The 14,304-nt window shown below is 46.5% G+C and carries 19 protein-coding genes; 6 read left to right on the top strand and 13 right to left on the bottom strand.

From position 1 onward, the window contains the following. Nucleotides 1–5: 5 nt before the first annotated feature. From BSHG_RS23265 to BSHG_RS09465, 10 genes are read right to left on the bottom strand one after another with little or no spacing between them, the layout of a single operon-like run. Entirely contained in the window at nucleotides 6–287 is a 282-nt protein-coding gene (locus tag BSHG_RS23265; protein ID WP_009017568.1) for a hypothetical protein, read from the bottom strand. Nucleotides 288–310: 23 nt separating this feature from the next. Next, on the bottom strand, nucleotides 311–1,141 hold the full coding sequence (locus BSHG_RS09425; protein ID WP_004313633.1) for a M23 family metallopeptidase: 831 nt from the start codon (nucleotides 1,139–1,141) through the stop codon (nucleotides 311–313). A 26-nt stretch (nucleotides 1,142–1,167) separates the two neighbouring features. Next, nucleotides 1,168–1,812, bottom strand: a complete 645-nt coding sequence (locus BSHG_RS09430; protein ID WP_004308686.1) for a hypothetical protein — start codon at nucleotides 1,810–1,812, stop codon at nucleotides 1,168–1,170. A 12-nt stretch (nucleotides 1,813–1,824) separates the two neighbouring features. Then, nucleotides 1,825–2,511, bottom strand: coding sequence for a hypothetical protein (locus BSHG_RS09435; RefSeq protein WP_004308685.1), 687 nt, complete (start codon nucleotides 2,509–2,511; stop codon nucleotides 1,825–1,827). A 12-nt stretch (nucleotides 2,512–2,523) separates the two neighbouring features. Beyond that, the gene (locus tag BSHG_RS09440) at nucleotides 2,524–3,219 is read right to left on the bottom strand and encodes a hypothetical protein (RefSeq protein WP_004308684.1); all 696 of its coding nucleotides are present in this window, start codon (nucleotides 3,217–3,219) and stop codon (nucleotides 2,524–2,526) included. Beyond that, a complete protein-coding gene (locus BSHG_RS09445; RefSeq protein ID WP_004313632.1) occupies nucleotides 3,200–3,685 on the bottom strand; it encodes a PH domain-containing protein in 486 nt (161 codons plus the stop codon). The genes BSHG_RS09440 and BSHG_RS09445 overlap by 20 nt, the downstream gene beginning before the upstream one ends. 12 nt (nucleotides 3,686–3,697) lie before the next feature. Next, nucleotides 3,698–5,389: a toprim domain-containing protein gene (locus BSHG_RS09450; RefSeq protein ID WP_004308682.1), complete on the bottom strand. Its 1,692-nt coding sequence runs from the start codon at nucleotides 5,387–5,389 to the stop codon at nucleotides 3,698–3,700. A gap of 4 nt (nucleotides 5,390–5,393) precedes the next feature. Further along, entirely contained in the window at nucleotides 5,394–6,962 is a 1,569-nt protein-coding gene (locus BSHG_RS09455) for a hypothetical protein (RefSeq protein ID WP_008659504.1), read from the bottom strand. A 25-nt stretch (nucleotides 6,963–6,987) separates the two neighbouring features. Then, nucleotides 6,988–7,212, bottom strand: coding sequence for a hypothetical protein (locus tag BSHG_RS09460; protein ID WP_005836766.1), 225 nt, complete (start codon nucleotides 7,210–7,212; stop codon nucleotides 6,988–6,990). A gap of 20 nt (nucleotides 7,213–7,232) precedes the next feature. Further along, entirely contained in the window at nucleotides 7,233–7,991 is a 759-nt protein-coding gene (locus BSHG_RS09465; RefSeq protein ID WP_004308679.1) for a DUF4099 domain-containing protein, read from the bottom strand. A gap of 221 nt (nucleotides 7,992–8,212) precedes the next feature. Between BSHG_RS09465 and BSHG_RS09470 the strand changes: the two genes are divergently transcribed. Next, the gene (locus BSHG_RS09470; RefSeq protein WP_004313629.1) at nucleotides 8,213–8,872 is read left to right on the top strand and encodes a M23 family metallopeptidase; all 660 of its coding nucleotides are present in this window, start codon (nucleotides 8,213–8,215) and stop codon (nucleotides 8,870–8,872) included. A 32-nt stretch (nucleotides 8,873–8,904) separates the two neighbouring features. On the opposite strand, the gene BSHG_RS09475 is transcribed toward BSHG_RS09470, so the two are convergent. Then, nucleotides 8,905–9,741: a phosphoribosyltransferase family protein gene (locus BSHG_RS09475; protein WP_004308677.1), complete on the bottom strand. Its 837-nt coding sequence runs from the start codon at nucleotides 9,739–9,741 to the stop codon at nucleotides 8,905–8,907. Nucleotides 9,742–10,046: 305 nt separating this feature from the next. Here BSHG_RS09475 and BSHG_RS21945 point away from each other — a divergent pair, with 305 nt between their 5' ends. The 3 genes from BSHG_RS21945 (at nucleotide 10,047) to BSHG_RS09485 (ending at nucleotide 11,809) form a co-directional block, all read left to right on the top strand. Further along, nucleotides 10,047–10,277, top strand: coding sequence for a hypothetical protein (locus BSHG_RS21945; protein WP_083835130.1), 231 nt, complete (start codon nucleotides 10,047–10,049; stop codon nucleotides 10,275–10,277). 460 nt (nucleotides 10,278–10,737) lie between these two features. Then, the gene (locus tag BSHG_RS09480) at nucleotides 10,738–11,304 is read left to right on the top strand and encodes a ribonucleotide-diphosphate reductase subunit alpha (protein WP_004308675.1); all 567 of its coding nucleotides are present in this window, start codon (nucleotides 10,738–10,740) and stop codon (nucleotides 11,302–11,304) included. Nucleotide 11,305: 1 nt separating this feature from the next. Further along, nucleotides 11,306–11,809, top strand: coding sequence for an SLOG family protein (locus BSHG_RS09485; RefSeq protein WP_004313628.1), 504 nt, complete (start codon nucleotides 11,306–11,308; stop codon nucleotides 11,807–11,809). A gap of 341 nt (nucleotides 11,810–12,150) precedes the next feature. Here BSHG_RS09485 and BSHG_RS09490 read toward each other — a convergent pair whose 3' ends face one another. Together BSHG_RS09490 and BSHG_RS09495 are read right to left on the bottom strand one after the other, a co-directional pair. After that, nucleotides 12,151–12,636: a dihydrofolate reductase family protein gene (locus BSHG_RS09490; RefSeq protein ID WP_004308674.1), complete on the bottom strand. Its 486-nt coding sequence runs from the start codon at nucleotides 12,634–12,636 to the stop codon at nucleotides 12,151–12,153. Between the two features lie 179 nt (nucleotides 12,637–12,815). After that, nucleotides 12,816–13,016 carry a hypothetical protein gene (locus BSHG_RS09495; RefSeq protein ID WP_004308673.1) on the bottom strand — a complete coding sequence of 67 codons (201 nt, stop codon included), beginning with the start codon at nucleotides 13,014–13,016 and terminating at the stop codon, nucleotides 12,816–12,818. Between the two features lie 457 nt (nucleotides 13,017–13,473). Between BSHG_RS09495 and BSHG_RS09500 the strand changes: the two genes are divergently transcribed. Beyond that, the gene (locus BSHG_RS09500; protein ID WP_004308672.1) at nucleotides 13,474–13,695 is read left to right on the top strand and encodes a hypothetical protein; all 222 of its coding nucleotides are present in this window, start codon (nucleotides 13,474–13,476) and stop codon (nucleotides 13,693–13,695) included. 12 nt (nucleotides 13,696–13,707) lie between these two features. Next, nucleotides 13,708–14,280 carry a hypothetical protein gene (locus BSHG_RS09505; RefSeq protein WP_004308671.1) on the top strand — a complete coding sequence of 191 codons (573 nt, stop codon included), beginning with the start codon at nucleotides 13,708–13,710 and terminating at the stop codon, nucleotides 14,278–14,280. Nucleotides 14,281–14,304: the final 24 nt, after the last annotated feature.

Below are 14,304 nucleotides of genomic sequence, written 5' to 3'. Positions count from 1 at the left end.
TATGTTTATCCTATTCTATTCATTAATAATTGCTCTTTTGTCTGCTCGATGGCGTTGTGGTAAATTTCCATCTGTTTGGGATAAAACTCTTCCAGCCATACATCCTTCTCGATGTTGTCGTGAATGAAGCGTATCGCTTGTTCTCGCTCAATCTCCACCGATGCTTCGCCCTCTTCCCGGTTATTGAACCATGCTTTCGTCCACCAGCGCACACCGGCCCGGTCAGGATATACCGTGACTGCTCTCGGTATGTCAAAGCTCTGGATGTCTATGTCTAATTCTGCCAGTGGGTCAATGATACCACTATGGGTCAGGGCTTCGTCGTAGAGTTTTTTTTTACATCATCGCCCATCGTCGATAAGTACACGCCATGCCGTAGGGCAAGGTAATGCAGGAAGTCCGCAATGAGTAGGTTCTGCACCTTACAAGCAAGCGGCATTGCTTTATGTCCCAGTCCGAGTGGGTTGGATATACTTGGCATATTTTCATAGAAATATTCTTTGACTGCTCCCATTGTAAAGACATGGCGGAGTGACTGCTCCGTATGTGGAGGAAGTCGGTATGCACCACGCTGTAAGTCTTCCATGTAGTAGGGCAGGAAACGTAGCATCAATTCCTCTATTTCCTGTCTGTCCTGCTCGTAATCGGTGGTCAGTGCCATCTCCATGTTGGGAGATGTTGCCGCTTCGCCTCCATCAGCATGACACAATGCTTGGATATTCCCATACAGCATGGTTAGAAATTCCAGCGGATTCAGTTCCTCACCCTTGAAGCGTATCCCGATATGCAGCTTGTCACCGCTTAAAGCTACAGTCTGTCCGGCCTTGACACGCTGTCCGAACTGGGCGAAGACATTTGACAAATGCCCATAGGTCACTTCATACTCCCCATAGCGTATAGTTTGGCAGATGCCGAGTATAGGGTCATTGCCTATACCTGACACGATACCGCTGGCGACAGCCGCCAGTGTGTAACACCGTACATCGAAGTCGATGCCATGATGAAAATATGTTTTGCCCGTTGTCGGATCGGTTTGTTCGCCATAGCCGAGCGATAGTTTCACATCCTTGCCCTTCCGTTCTTCAAAAGGCATACAGTATCCACTTTCGGATTGCAGGATCATTTCTTCTGTATATTTCATTATGTGATTATATTTGATTCTTATTCTTATCTTTTCATCCCCCCGCTATTCGTCTGTTCTTCAACGGGAAGAGCGGGTGTCTGTATTCGTTGTATGCTTCTCGTATCAGGTGTGCGGAAAATACCGGCATTGTTACCGATAAGCATCATGCCGAGAAATGCACCGGCAATCTTGCCCAGCCAGCCGAAGCGTCCGAATATAAGAAATGCTGCTGCGACCAGTCCCGCTATACTCAATCCCGACACGTTACCCTGTCCGAGATTACGGAAAAAGTTACCGAACATATCGGAAACTCCGCCATTGGAGACTTGCCGTAGAAAATTCGATACTCCACCCAGTTTTGAGTCTATGCCGGCTACCGTACCGCTGACGGAACCGACTGCTTCTCCGGCTTTGCTTGTCAGTTCTCGCACACCGTCCGCTGCATCTGCAAGGGTATCCGTAGCCGATTTCCCTATGACCGCATCGCTTACGATATGTACCACGCTCTTATCTGTGGTTAGTTTCTCCCAACCCACATAACCGACTGCACCGCCGATGGCTGCGGTCTTGACGGCTTGTCCTGTGCCCCGTAAGGTTTGTGAAGGATGCAGTGCAGCATGTCCCATACTTCTTCCGGTAGCTTTTGCTGCTTTGCCGCCATATTTTAATATTGAATCCCAAATTCCCATATCATTACATTTTTAAGGTCTTACATTCTTTCCAATCTGTCGCCAACGTCGCTTGGCTGCGTCCACGATACTACGTTTATCAGCTTCGGGACGTGCACCCTCGTCGATTTCCCGCCAAATGTCGCCCATTGTCGTGTACTTTACCGCTTTGGTCAGTCGTTGCAGCTTTGTGTTCATAGTTTTGAGCTTTGGACGGATGCCAAAGACAATTTCCATACGCTCTTTTTCCGTCATCTTGTTCTCCGAAAGGCACGCTGTGCGTATATCGTTCACTATTTCCACGCTGTTCATCATCAGTTCCCTATAAATCTTGTTGCGCTGTGTGGATAGGGCTACGGCAAGCGTATTGGCTGGACTTCGCTTCAATTGTTTGGTGAAGTCGCCCATATTGTCTGTCAGCCTCGATACCTCATAATAGAACCCATAAGTTTGCGCCGCATAGCAGACTATTGACCGGAAAGAGTTTAGATAGTTATTAAACTCTCGTTGCAGGTCTGTTGTCGCCTGCACTTCTTCTTTTGTCCAAATATGTCCGGTGGTCTGCATCAGCATGACCTTTTCCTGATTCTTCAGCTCCTTCTCTGCCTTTTCGGTATATACTGCAATCATTCCGGCCAGTACAGGGTCATTCTGCGCTTGTACCTCACCGATACCGGTAAGACACAGCAGTAATATACTTATCCAAATTGTCCATTTCATAACTGATATATTTTATCGGACGAGAGCTGCCGCCCTGTGCCAATGGGACAGAGCCATACGAGCTGCCTCACCGTTGTCACGGTCAAGCATTCCTGCCGTTACGTTGTTCCACACATCATTGAAAGTATAGTACCGTATGCTCAAATAGAGCAGATGTAACTTCCGGCTAAAATCCGATAGTTGGTCGTTCAACGCCCATAGCGTCTTGCTGCGTTCTGCCCCCGTAAGCATGTTTTCGTTGCTACCTTTGGCCACAGCGTCATTCAGCAATGTAAAAACAGAGACAAGTTCCGTTGCTGTTTCTATATAGAGGTTGTTCATGTTCATACTGGCCACAATGCCCTGCGGATTGTTTTGGATGGCCTTGCCTAATTTCCCCAGCGTGAGGAAAATCCGCACACCGTCATTGTAGAGATGCGTACAGGCTTTCAGTGATGAAGCGTAACCGCTTGCTGTCTTGAGGTAACTGTTGTACTGCTTCTCCCACTTGTGGATTTGGTTGAACTCGGTAGCGATGCTGTTTTGGAGCAAGGCTGTTTGTGTCTGTCCCTTTATTTGTTTTTCAATCTGCCCGTTTATCAGTTCGTTACCTTCGGCCAATGCAGTCCATTCCAACGGATTGGAAGCCGCAATTTGGGCTTCTGCCACCTGTGGAAGCAGGCATACCAGCGAGGCAACCAGCCCCAGACTAATGATTCGTGATTTCATATATTCCCTTTTTTCGTTTGTTAGTTTCTACCCGTTCACGGATAATTGACACGAGGTCGTCCCTATGGAAGATACCGATCAGGTCAAGACGGGGCGTGTTTCTGTCCATTGAAAGGATACGTACGGTTTTCAGCCCACAAAATTGTTGCAGCAGGCTTTGGTGCTCTTGAAAATCCACGATACGATATAGCTCCATATAATCCACTTTGCGACGGATAATACCGTATTCACTGACAAGTTGTTCCGTGCCGATGCAATAACGGATTCGCCGCAGGTAGAGATAACGGTAGAGTAACAGTAACGAGAGTATCAAGGCAATTACTGTGGCAATAGCTGTCAATGGCAGCCCTTCCATGCCTCCGTACACCCATACAGTGCCGCACAGCACGAGAGTGGGCAGCTCGTTGATGACAAATTGCCCGGTATGTGGATGGATGACAATGGTTTTGTGACAAGTTCTCTGCATAGGTTTTATGGATTATCGGTGAAAACGGGAATGAAAGTCTTCTCTCATTCCGGAAAGAGAATTGGTTATATCCACTTCCAACCGGGCAAGTTCTTCCCGTATCTTGTACATTTCCTGAAAACCCTTATCTGACATTCCCTGGTCATTGGTTTCAAAGGAGAATATTACTCTGTCCGCACGTTCAAGACGCTTTCGCACAGCCTCATGGTCTGCTTCGTCGTATAATCCGTTTCGGATATGTTCCGGATTGACTTCGGGCAAATCGGACAAGGCATGATTCAGCGTGGCTTTACCGCTGATCTCCCAATCGTCAAGGTTGTCCTTCTCTGGTTTTATCCGTTTGCCGAGTAGCTGGTCGTTCCAATCCTTATAACCCTCTGCGGCAGATTCATACAAGATGCATCCTGTAGCTTCCGGACCGGAAATGGAAGCATCAATCGCTTTTTCGATGGCTTCCAGATTGCTTCTCATTTTCTCTAATTCTTCCTCACTGGCAGAACCTTCGTCACGAGCCATGTCGTACTCATCCATACAAACCATTCTCATTTCCTGTAGATAGCCGTCACCAATTCCCATGTCGTCACGCTCCCCATTCTTCAAATTTTGTTTTGCATCATTTATACCCAGAATGGCTGTAATCTTTTCAAAATTGAATGGTTCAAGTTCTATTTCATACTGTGAATAGTCTTCGCTGTTGTTCTGTACAATCAGTCTGCCGGTTTGTGACAGACAGGTGGAGAAGTTCCAGCCTGCATGAGTGAGAGCAAAGTGGATAGCATAGACTTGTCCGGCACGGTCATGATCGAAGCAAAGATGATGTGAGGCATGGGGAGTTGCTTTTATCGCTCCTTTGAATTGCTGCTGGCTCGGTGCCCCTCCGGTAGAGATGAATACCGCCTTTCGCAGATCCTTGTTCTGTGCCTGATGAAGTTGGTAATATGCCATCGCATCATAAGCACTTTCGAACCAATAGATATGTTTGGCGGAGGTGAGAGAAGTGCGGGCAGGGCTGGCAATCCACAGTCCCTCGCTTGAATTGCTCCCTGCGGCTTTGCCTTTGTAGCTGCCGCTCCCGTCCATACGGGCACGTCCTCGTTCTTCAAGTCCCACAATCGCTCCGTCGCCTTTGGGCAGGGTTAGTGGAAAGGACAGGTTCGTGTAGGTCGCACCGTCCTCCCGATGTTTCGTAGCCAGATAAAAATGCCGATGGAAGGCATATTGTGTATAAAGGTCGATACCTCGGCTTTTAAAATAAGGATAAAATTTTTTCTGCGTTTCCCGATTCTGCGGATTGAACTTATGAATGTCGTAATCCGCTATGTCAAATGGCTTTACATCTCGTTTAGGGTTCACTATTCGGGTTTTCCGTTCAGTGACAGGAATGTTCAGTAATCTGTTACAGACAAGATTCACCAGTCTGTCTGGAGACATACCCGCATGGTACTCCGTGAAAAAGTGCGGATGCTCCTTGATGAAGGAAATGATGTTATAAACTTTCTGTTGTTGTGCGTGGAAACAGCATTTTCCTTGTTGTGTCACAATAAATTTGTCACCACGGATACGTCTGCCGTCGCTGTCCAAACGAACATACGAGGGATAGCGCAGACCGTCACGACGGTTCAGGTGATACCCTGCGTCAATCAATACGTCCTGGATGTTTAGTCGTTGCAGAAAGTCATCGTATGTAAGGTCTCCGTCTCTCATAGGTTTACCTCCCTCTTCTCATTTCATTAATATCTTGATTCATCTGTGCCTCGAAATTACGGATGGCCACATCTCTCGGTGTATCTACGCCGGGCTTGAAGTATGGATGTGGCGGTCCGCTGAAACGTTCGCCATAGAACTCCGGAGAGTGGTGGTGATGGAAGCCATGTGCGACTTCCGATGCCACCACAGCACCGGCGGTAAGGGCAGCGAATATCTTCACGCCAAGCCCCTTGTTCGCTTCAGGACGTGTCTTCATATCCACCTCGTTGAAAATCTTCGAAAAAAGTTTCATCCGGTGGTAATCATCCACAGCAAGAAACTTGTCGTAGTCTTTCTGGCTGATTTCGTGGCTGATGACCTGTCCGTCAATAACAGCGGACATCTTGTATTTACCCTCCGTCTGTGCCGGTTGCACGGCAATGTCACTGACCTCTACTTCCCGGCCATGTTTCTCCTCACGATACCAGCCTTTGCTTTCGTTGAGTAGTTGCAGGTCACGACCGTCCACGGCTGCACCGATACTGCCCTGTATGTATTCCTGCCGCATCGGAGTTTCTTGCTGCATGAATAATTCTTGTTCCTGCCGCTGCCGTTCTTCCAGTTCATGCCGCACTTCGGGATGCAGGCCGATACTGATGCGTTGTTCGCTGTTGAGTTGTTCCATCGTTACTTTATCGGCAAAGTCCGCTCCGATAATGCCGTTCAGCAGATCCAGCCGTTTCTCCACAGGTTGTTCCTCGATGGATGCGGTAGCCAGTTTTTTCACTTCTTCTTCCGTCAGGTCATAGACCATATCGGCATTGACACTTTCCGATTGTACGGTCAGTGTCCTCCGTTCCATATCCACGATAAGACCGTGCGAAGTAAGGCACTCCGACCATTTCTCGTTGGAAAAATAGACTGGTGAAGCAATCAACTCCTTGTATGCTTGTGCCGGTTCCTTGCTGCGCGGACGGCTGACAAGCGGTGTAATGACCTCCTGCAAGTTCTTCAATACATCTTGCTGTACAATGGGTTGCTCCTGTTGACCGCCTTTGTAGTAAAAGCCGTAGCCACCCGATTGCAGTTCGCCGGGCTTCATGCGCCCGTCTGGGCGTTCGGGTACGATGGATGGCCCCGGAAAGAAAAGCTGCCCACCAACTCTGCGTAGGTGGAAACCCCACTGTTCGCGTGGTGTCCAACCAAGGAATGGAGGGGGCATACCCAGTCGCCCCATGTGTCCGTACTCACCGATACCGATGCGGTAGCCATGTAGCCCCATCGCCACGCGACCGTTGGCATTGCGGGCATGGACGAAATTTTTCGGCATATAGAAATCTTTTCCTATGATACTCGTGAGTATGTTGTAGGCTTTCTTGTTGGCCGTATTCGTTCCCCAGTCCGTCAGAGCCAACATCTGTCGTTCTGTTATAGGATAGACCAATAACGGTGAATCATGCCCTTGCACAATCAGCCGGTAGCCGCCTCCGTCAAATGCGACATGGGCTTGAAGTCCGTTACGCATCAGTAGATTGCGCATTTCGGGTTGCAAGTCCATCTGCCGAGGATTAGTGTTTGTTCGTATCGTCATAGTCTGATGTTATGATGGTTACTTGTTATGCGTTGCCGTATTTCATAGCCGCTTCCAATTGTTCGTCTTTGAAACGGACAAACCCGGCGGCAGAATCTTCGCAGACCGTGAGTCCTTTTTCCTCACAGTAATGGGCGTACTCCTCCTGCCACTCGGCAGAAAAATGATTGATGTAATCGAGCCAGCCGTATTCGCCGCTCTGCATCTTCTCGACGAGAATCTCTTCGGGATAATATTTCTGTTGTGCCATACGCTTATATTAAATAGGTTTTATTTGTGAATACCTGCCATTCGGTTACGCTCACCGCTTTTCTTCTGTTCGTTCCACAGTTCTTCGGTGTATTCCTCCTCTGGAACGTAGTCGAGATTGCCGTCATCATTCATCACCCAGCAACCGTAGCAACCGAAGGTGTACTTATCCCATTCACGCTTGGGTTGCTCTTTCCATTTCTGCGCGTCACCTGCGCAGAAACGGATGCCTGTCTTGTTGTGAAGGTCGATGCCTACCGTGACAGGTTCGCCATCCACTGCCACCGTCAGAGGCTCACCATGCTGCATTCCGTTTACTTCTACTGTACCTAAGTGCATTACCTCTGCCAGCACTTTCAGGTTACGGGCGATGATGGGTGTCGGAACATACATCACCTGTTTTGTCTCCTCGTCGATTTGCACGAAAGCTTTACTGCGTCGTCCGTCCGCCATAGCCACGTCTGCAATGATGGATTTGCCGTCAAGCAACTGTTTTTGCTGCTCCTCGTTGTAGCATTCCAGTGGTGACGACTTTAGTGTGGGATAAAAGACCACATCCACCTCGCCGCTATCCATACGGATAAAGGCAAACCGACTGCGACTCTCGATTACTTCGCCATTCTCGTTAGTGACACGCATGGGCAGTACCGGCGAGTAGCCGCCTTTCCCGATTTCTTTCAGGATACACAGGGGCAAATCTTCAATCATTTCTTGGGTAAGCCCAAAGCGGGCCAATGTCGGATAAGGCAGTTCGTTGAACTCAAATTGTTCTTTTTTCATATTCTGAACGATGTTATAAAATTATACTCAGCAAATATAGAGCGATTTCTTATCTGATGACTAAAACATTTCTTTATAAGTGATTATAAAGTGGTATTTTTAATGTTTTGAATATGATTTTTCGCAAATAATCATATTCAAAATTGATTAAATAGTTATATTTGGAGAGAAAACAGTCGGCAATGGACAGACCATAAGAAGAGCGTGCTAACTTTGCTGCCATGAGAAAGATTTTATTATTGATGATGACGGGTGTCTCATTATGTATCACGCCAGCCAAAGCACAATTCAATACCGTTGCCGTTACCCCAACACGCTACAAGATGGAGGTATTGGATATGGGGTTAGACCAAGCGGAACCGGCATCCGAAAGCGAGATTTCCGTACAGGAAGTTTCAACAGGTATCCCGGTATCCGCAGATATGGATAAGAAAAAGTGGATGGATCGTTACTTGAGTGTAAGTTACCCGTTACGTTATATCAAGGTCACTTCGCCTTATGGCTACCGTAAGGACCCGTTTACGGGAAAGAGTAAATTTCATGGCGGACTGGACTTGCGCGCACGTGGCGACAAGGTGATGGCCATGATGGAGGGTGTGGTCGTGAAGGTCGGACAGGACAAGACTTCCGGCAAGTATGTAACCTTGCGGCATGGTAGGTACACCGTCAGTTATTGTCATCTCTCTAAAATTCTTATCGTCAAAGGGGCAATAGTTCATCCTCGTGATGTGGTTGGCATTACCGGCTCCACAGGACGCAGCACCGGCGAACACCTGCATATCACCTGCAAACTCAATGGCAGGAGTATCAGCCCCTCGCTTATATTCGATTATATCCAATCCATCCGGCAGGAGTGTATATCAGCATTGGCAGGTTTGTAAAAGAGAAGTGAAAAGGGCTGAAAACGTTCCGGTTACTTTGTCATCCGTTCAATAATATGGGCAATATGGTTGCCCCAGACGTGTATTTGTACAAGGAGCATCGAAGGCATGGAGAGCGTCTTGCCATAGAAAATAGCCGCCACTACTTTGCCACCGCACCGTTCTATCTCTTCCTTGTAATCCACCACGCTTTGCCCGGTTGTCAGCACATCATCTATGATGATAATCTCTTTCCCTTTGATTTTTCCGGTAATGAGGTAGTTTCGTTCGAGGATACGCTTCTCTCCACCTTTGGCCTCATGCAGGCTTTCTCGTGCATCGCAAATATCAACGTCGTACAGTCCTGAAGTTAAATCCTGTCGGTGCTTTCCGATGTACCAGTCGAGCCGTTTGAACCGTTGACCGTATTTTATCCAGTTGCTACACGGCATGAACATTATATGGTAAGGTCTCTTTTTCAGTTGCAAGGCATTCATACACGTTTTAAAGAACTCGATTCCGTGTATATCTCCTTGTTTGAACTGGTAGATGGAATGGCAGAAAGCCCTCTGTTCATCATTGAGCAGCGCATTGTATCGTGACGGATAGTAATATCCGTAAAAGGAGATTCGGATGCCTCGTAACTTGAACGGCTTATGGGGAGAATGGCCATCAAACCGTTCGGGATGCAAGAGACAGAACATACGGCAGGCTTCCCGATGACCGGCCATTACCGCCAGACGACAGTAACGTTCACGTTCCTCGCTCTTTTCGGTCAACCGTGCGGCGGCGAATGCCGCTTCTCCTGCTTTTCGTCGCCAGTAGCCGATAATATACCACAATGCCCCAATTGTGAAAAGCAGGAGTATGAACAATAGTCTTGCATTCATCGTATTTTTATTTGAATGAAGCGGCCCGTTTCAATCCGGTTATTTACAACATTACGGTGTATTTCGACATAATCGGATATGGGAATTATGGCTTCATTACTTATATCAAATTCGTTTTCACTCACTTGCAAAGTTAGCAAAATCGTGGCACTAATCTAAAATAGCACCGATAATTTATAAGCCATATCACTTTTATATCATAAAGTCTTGCCCATACAATTTCCTCTTTTAATTGTACATGCTCAACTTTTATAGAAGATGTTCGCCCTGACCGGTACACGGCAAATGGCATACAAGTCTGCTATATGCTGTGTACCAGTCTTTGGGATAAAGCAAGGACGATGGCACATTTGCCACAAGTGTCAATCAAGCCAATCTGTTGTCCTTGCAGCGACCTCTGCTATCTGTTCTTTTGTAACCGGCAATGCCGTCTGTTTGTTTTTATAGCTTCGCCCCACACCATCAGCGGAGCGTCACAGGACTTGTCCGCAAGAGACATTCACTCACCTTATGGCAGCAGAGCTGCTATGGGGTGAGTGAAAGACTCTTTACGGAAGCCAAACATGAAAAGACCGTACACCTCGGTCACAAACTGCCAAGGCTTACGCTTCGCCAGATTTGAGACTAAGTTGTATGGTCACTTCATCGGGAAGTTTGGACCGGCAAGCCACAGACGTTCCACTGCCCACCCATTCCTTTTATAAATCTTGCACCTATTCTACATGTCTATATGACAACCGCCTGTAGTAAGAAAGCATATTCTGTTTGTCGGTTAGCTCTGCTGTAGTCATATTTTCCGCAAAGTAAGCCGCCTTTTACCAAACATCAAATCGCCACTATCGCTGGAACGAAAAATCTTCCTCTGACACGTCAGAGCGTATTTCTTGTCGCCGTTTTGTCTTATCGGTATTCTTGGGCGGCAGTTGATGGCAGAAAATATCCCTCAGCAGGCTGAACAGCCTTCAAAAAGAGGGAAAAAGAAAAATTATCAGAGTTATGGCAAAGACGATAGACATAGAACTTCAAAAACAGTTGGACAAGCCACAGGCATGGTTCTGCAAGTATTTTCCTGCACGCATACGCAATGTGAGTGAGCGTGAGATAGCAGACCGCAAGTTAGTCTTTGATTTCAAGGATGGACGGGCATACGAAGAGGTTGCTCAACGCACGGCAGCCAACATGACCGAACGTTATGGAACATCATGTACTAACATTGTATTTTCTCCCGTACCGGCATCCACCGATAAGAAGAACGAGATACGTTACAAAGCATTCTGCCAAAGAGTATGCGAACTGACGGGAGCTATCAATGGTTATGACCATGTATCAGTGAGTGGTGAGAGGCTAACCATTCACGAAAACCGTAAGGCAGAGAAAGAAATCCGTAAGGTAAACGTCATTGAGTTTGATTCGGCTTTTTTCAACGGCAGGTCTGTGGTAGTCTTTGATGATGTGATAACCAAAGGGCTGAGTTATGCTACCTATGCCAATCAGCTTGAAAGCCTTGGTGCTAATGTACTCGGAGGTATATTCCTCGCAAGAACCCATTACAAAGTGAAATAATATGACCCAGACAAAGTATGATAAGGCAGTGTCCGTTTGCTTCAGTGGACACCGCAATATTCCATTCCTATACAGGAAGCAACTGAAGCTGCAATTAAAGGCAGCGATAACCAAGGCATACGCTGGAGGTTATCGTCATTTTTACTGTGGTTGTGCCATGGGGTTTGATATGCTGGCGGCAGAAGTTGCTCTTGCGTTGCAGTCCGAATTGTCAGGTCTGCAAGTTATTGCCGTAGTACCGTATCGCGGACAATCCGAGCGGTGGAACGATGCGATGAAAGCCCGGTATGATACTATTCTCTGTAACTCGGATGATGTTATCATCCTGAGCGAACACTACTACCATGGCTGTTTGCTTCGACGCAACGACTATATGGTTTTTCACAGTTCGTCTCTTATTGCCTGGTATGACGGCAACCCCAAGGGTGGTACGTTTTATACTTATCGTAAGGCTACAGCGAATGGACTAAAAGTTCTAAATCTCTATGGCAGCTCAATCGTATAACAGCCATCTTGTTTTCGCATATTCCGAGCCGTAGCGGTGACTCCTTTGCCATTCATGTAAAGGCTGTTTTGTCAGCCATAGCGTGATATGGCAAAGTACGCTATTAGTTCTGATGTATTGCCCGGCTTTACCTATGTGCCGGTTTAGTTGGTGTTGCTGTATTTTTATATCTTCGGAGGCTCCATCCTCCTTATATCTTTCTCTACCTTTTTTAGTATTCGGCTTAAAAAGTAATATACTTGCCTTACTTTTCGCCTATTTAGCATGTTTAAGGCACGTCTTTTTATAAATAAGTGCAGCAATTGGTTGCTGCACTTTTGCTATAATATCTATTTGTCATATTAGACCTTCCCGTACACCGTCCTCATTTTTCCGTCCACCAGCACCTTATTTGACCGCACAATCCAAGCTCTGCCGTCATTCAATCCGCATTCCAATGCCTTTTCGCCGCCGCCGATTAGTACCGGAACGGTTGTCACTGTGATTTCGTCCGCCAGCCCGTTATCCAAGAGTAAAGCCCCGATTTCCTCACCGTAAGCCACCACCATACCGTCGCCGTCTTCCTTCATCTGTCTCAGTTCTGCCACTGCATCTCCTTGGATGAACTTCACTCGTTCATTCTCCGTCAGGTCGATGCCGCCGTTCGTCACAACCAAAGTCTCTTTCGCCGTAATCGGCCAACCCAAATGGTTCATATAAATACGCAGGTAAGTTTCTTCGTCAATCAGCACACAACTGGAGGCATCCACAGCCGCATCAAAATGCTTGTCCGAAGGAGCCGGACAACCGTCGATGGACTGATACACGTGCAAGGAAATCTGTTTCATATTCAATGTGTTTTTAAGAATTATGTCCACCTTGCACCCTAAAGAACAGCATGAACCCACGCTATTCCGGAATAGAGGTACTGCCATACCTAAAAGGCAGATAAGCAAACCCTTGCTGTATAAACATACAGTATGAATATTTTGCTATACATCTTGTCTTTTTGATAAGTGTCAGTTTTCTATTCCAAGACGTTCAGTGAACGTATAATATGTATATCAATCTCCGCCTGTTTCCAAGCCGAGTATGAATCTTCCATGTCACGACAATGACCGTACCCGAAAGTACCGTCTGCTGTCTTCATTTTGACAAAGATAACGAAAGATTGGCGGATAAGCAAACAAAAAACATTGTTTTTCAGGTTGCCTGTTCCGAACTGCATTCTGCCTTATCAAAAAGACTTACTCATTCCCCATGATTTAATACAGTCGTCATTCTGCAATTATCAAGAGATGGGCCAATCCATCCGATTCCACCTCCCTTTATAGTTCACCTTCCTCCGATATAATACGGGCAATCCATTCCGATTGTCCGTTACCCTGTTTTACAGTTTTATTCATCCCTTTCTATTTGATTGTCATTTATTATCGTTTTGCTGCTGCCGTGCGACCTCTCGTGGACTTATTTTCCCGCAAAGGTAATAGGCTGCTCCAATCTTGCCAATGCCGGCGTTCCGCCGCGAGTGAGCCGCAAAAATCTTCCTCTCCGTCTGTCAAGCGTATTTTTCCGCATCAGCCTTGTCAGATTGTTTCCGCCACCTTTTGGAGGCAGAAAAATAAATCCCAAAGGTCGCAAACAGGTTGAACAAAGGGAAATAGTAACAATAAAAAAATAACATTATGAAAACAGAGATTAGGCAGAATGGCAAAGTGATACTATCGAGTACAGACGATATATCCATTCCGATGATTTTCAAAAACTTATGTGGTAAGAACTTTTCTGGAAACGACTATCAAAACTATCTCAGAACAGTTTGTCAGGATATTGGTGTTACTACGGGGGCGATTGAGTATTATGCCGACAACGTTTTGATTGAGAAAGCAACTATTCCTGATTTTTAAAAACTATATACAATGAAAAGGAAAGAGAAAGCAGCAGTAGATGAATTTGTTGCCCTTGTAGGAGGCAAGACATGGGAACCTGTACGCCATAAATGTATGGGTAAATGGAGTGGTATGACCGATTACGGTTTTGTCATAGACGGACGGATAACGCTCTTTGTTTCCAATAGTATGGCATACTTTAAGAAACGGATTCGTGAGTGGATTAAGTCGATACATACTTTTGAAGCGAAGAAAGATTGCTATCTCCGCTTGCTACGTGAACAAATTGAAAAGGACAACGACAAGGCAAAGGACGAAAAGTTAAATCCTGTCAGACTGATAGACATCGGTATCTTATCCCCCGAAAGCAATAGCCCGTTTGATTTTTTTGCCCCTTATGTGTTAGTCGAAATAAACGGCAGGCGGTTCAAGCATCAAACAGCGGAGTTAAGTTGCGCTATTATGGTGGATAGTTTGGCAGGATACCTTGAAGAATGCAACTGCAAGGATATATACACGGCAAGGGCAGTGCGTACACCTGACTACATTTTTTGCGGTGTGCGGTTTGACTCCCGTGATAATATGTATAAGATTGGAAAGTAGAGATTAATGATGTCTGAAGAAGTT

Origin of the sequence: Bacteroides sp. 3_2_5 (assembly GCF_000159855.2) — a bacterium.
GTDB classification, from domain to species: domain Bacteria; phylum Bacteroidota; class Bacteroidia; order Bacteroidales; family Bacteroidaceae; genus Bacteroides; species Bacteroides fragilis.
The sequence above is the reverse complement of the archived record's forward strand: the minus strand, read 5'-3'. Positions and strand labels throughout refer to the sequence as shown.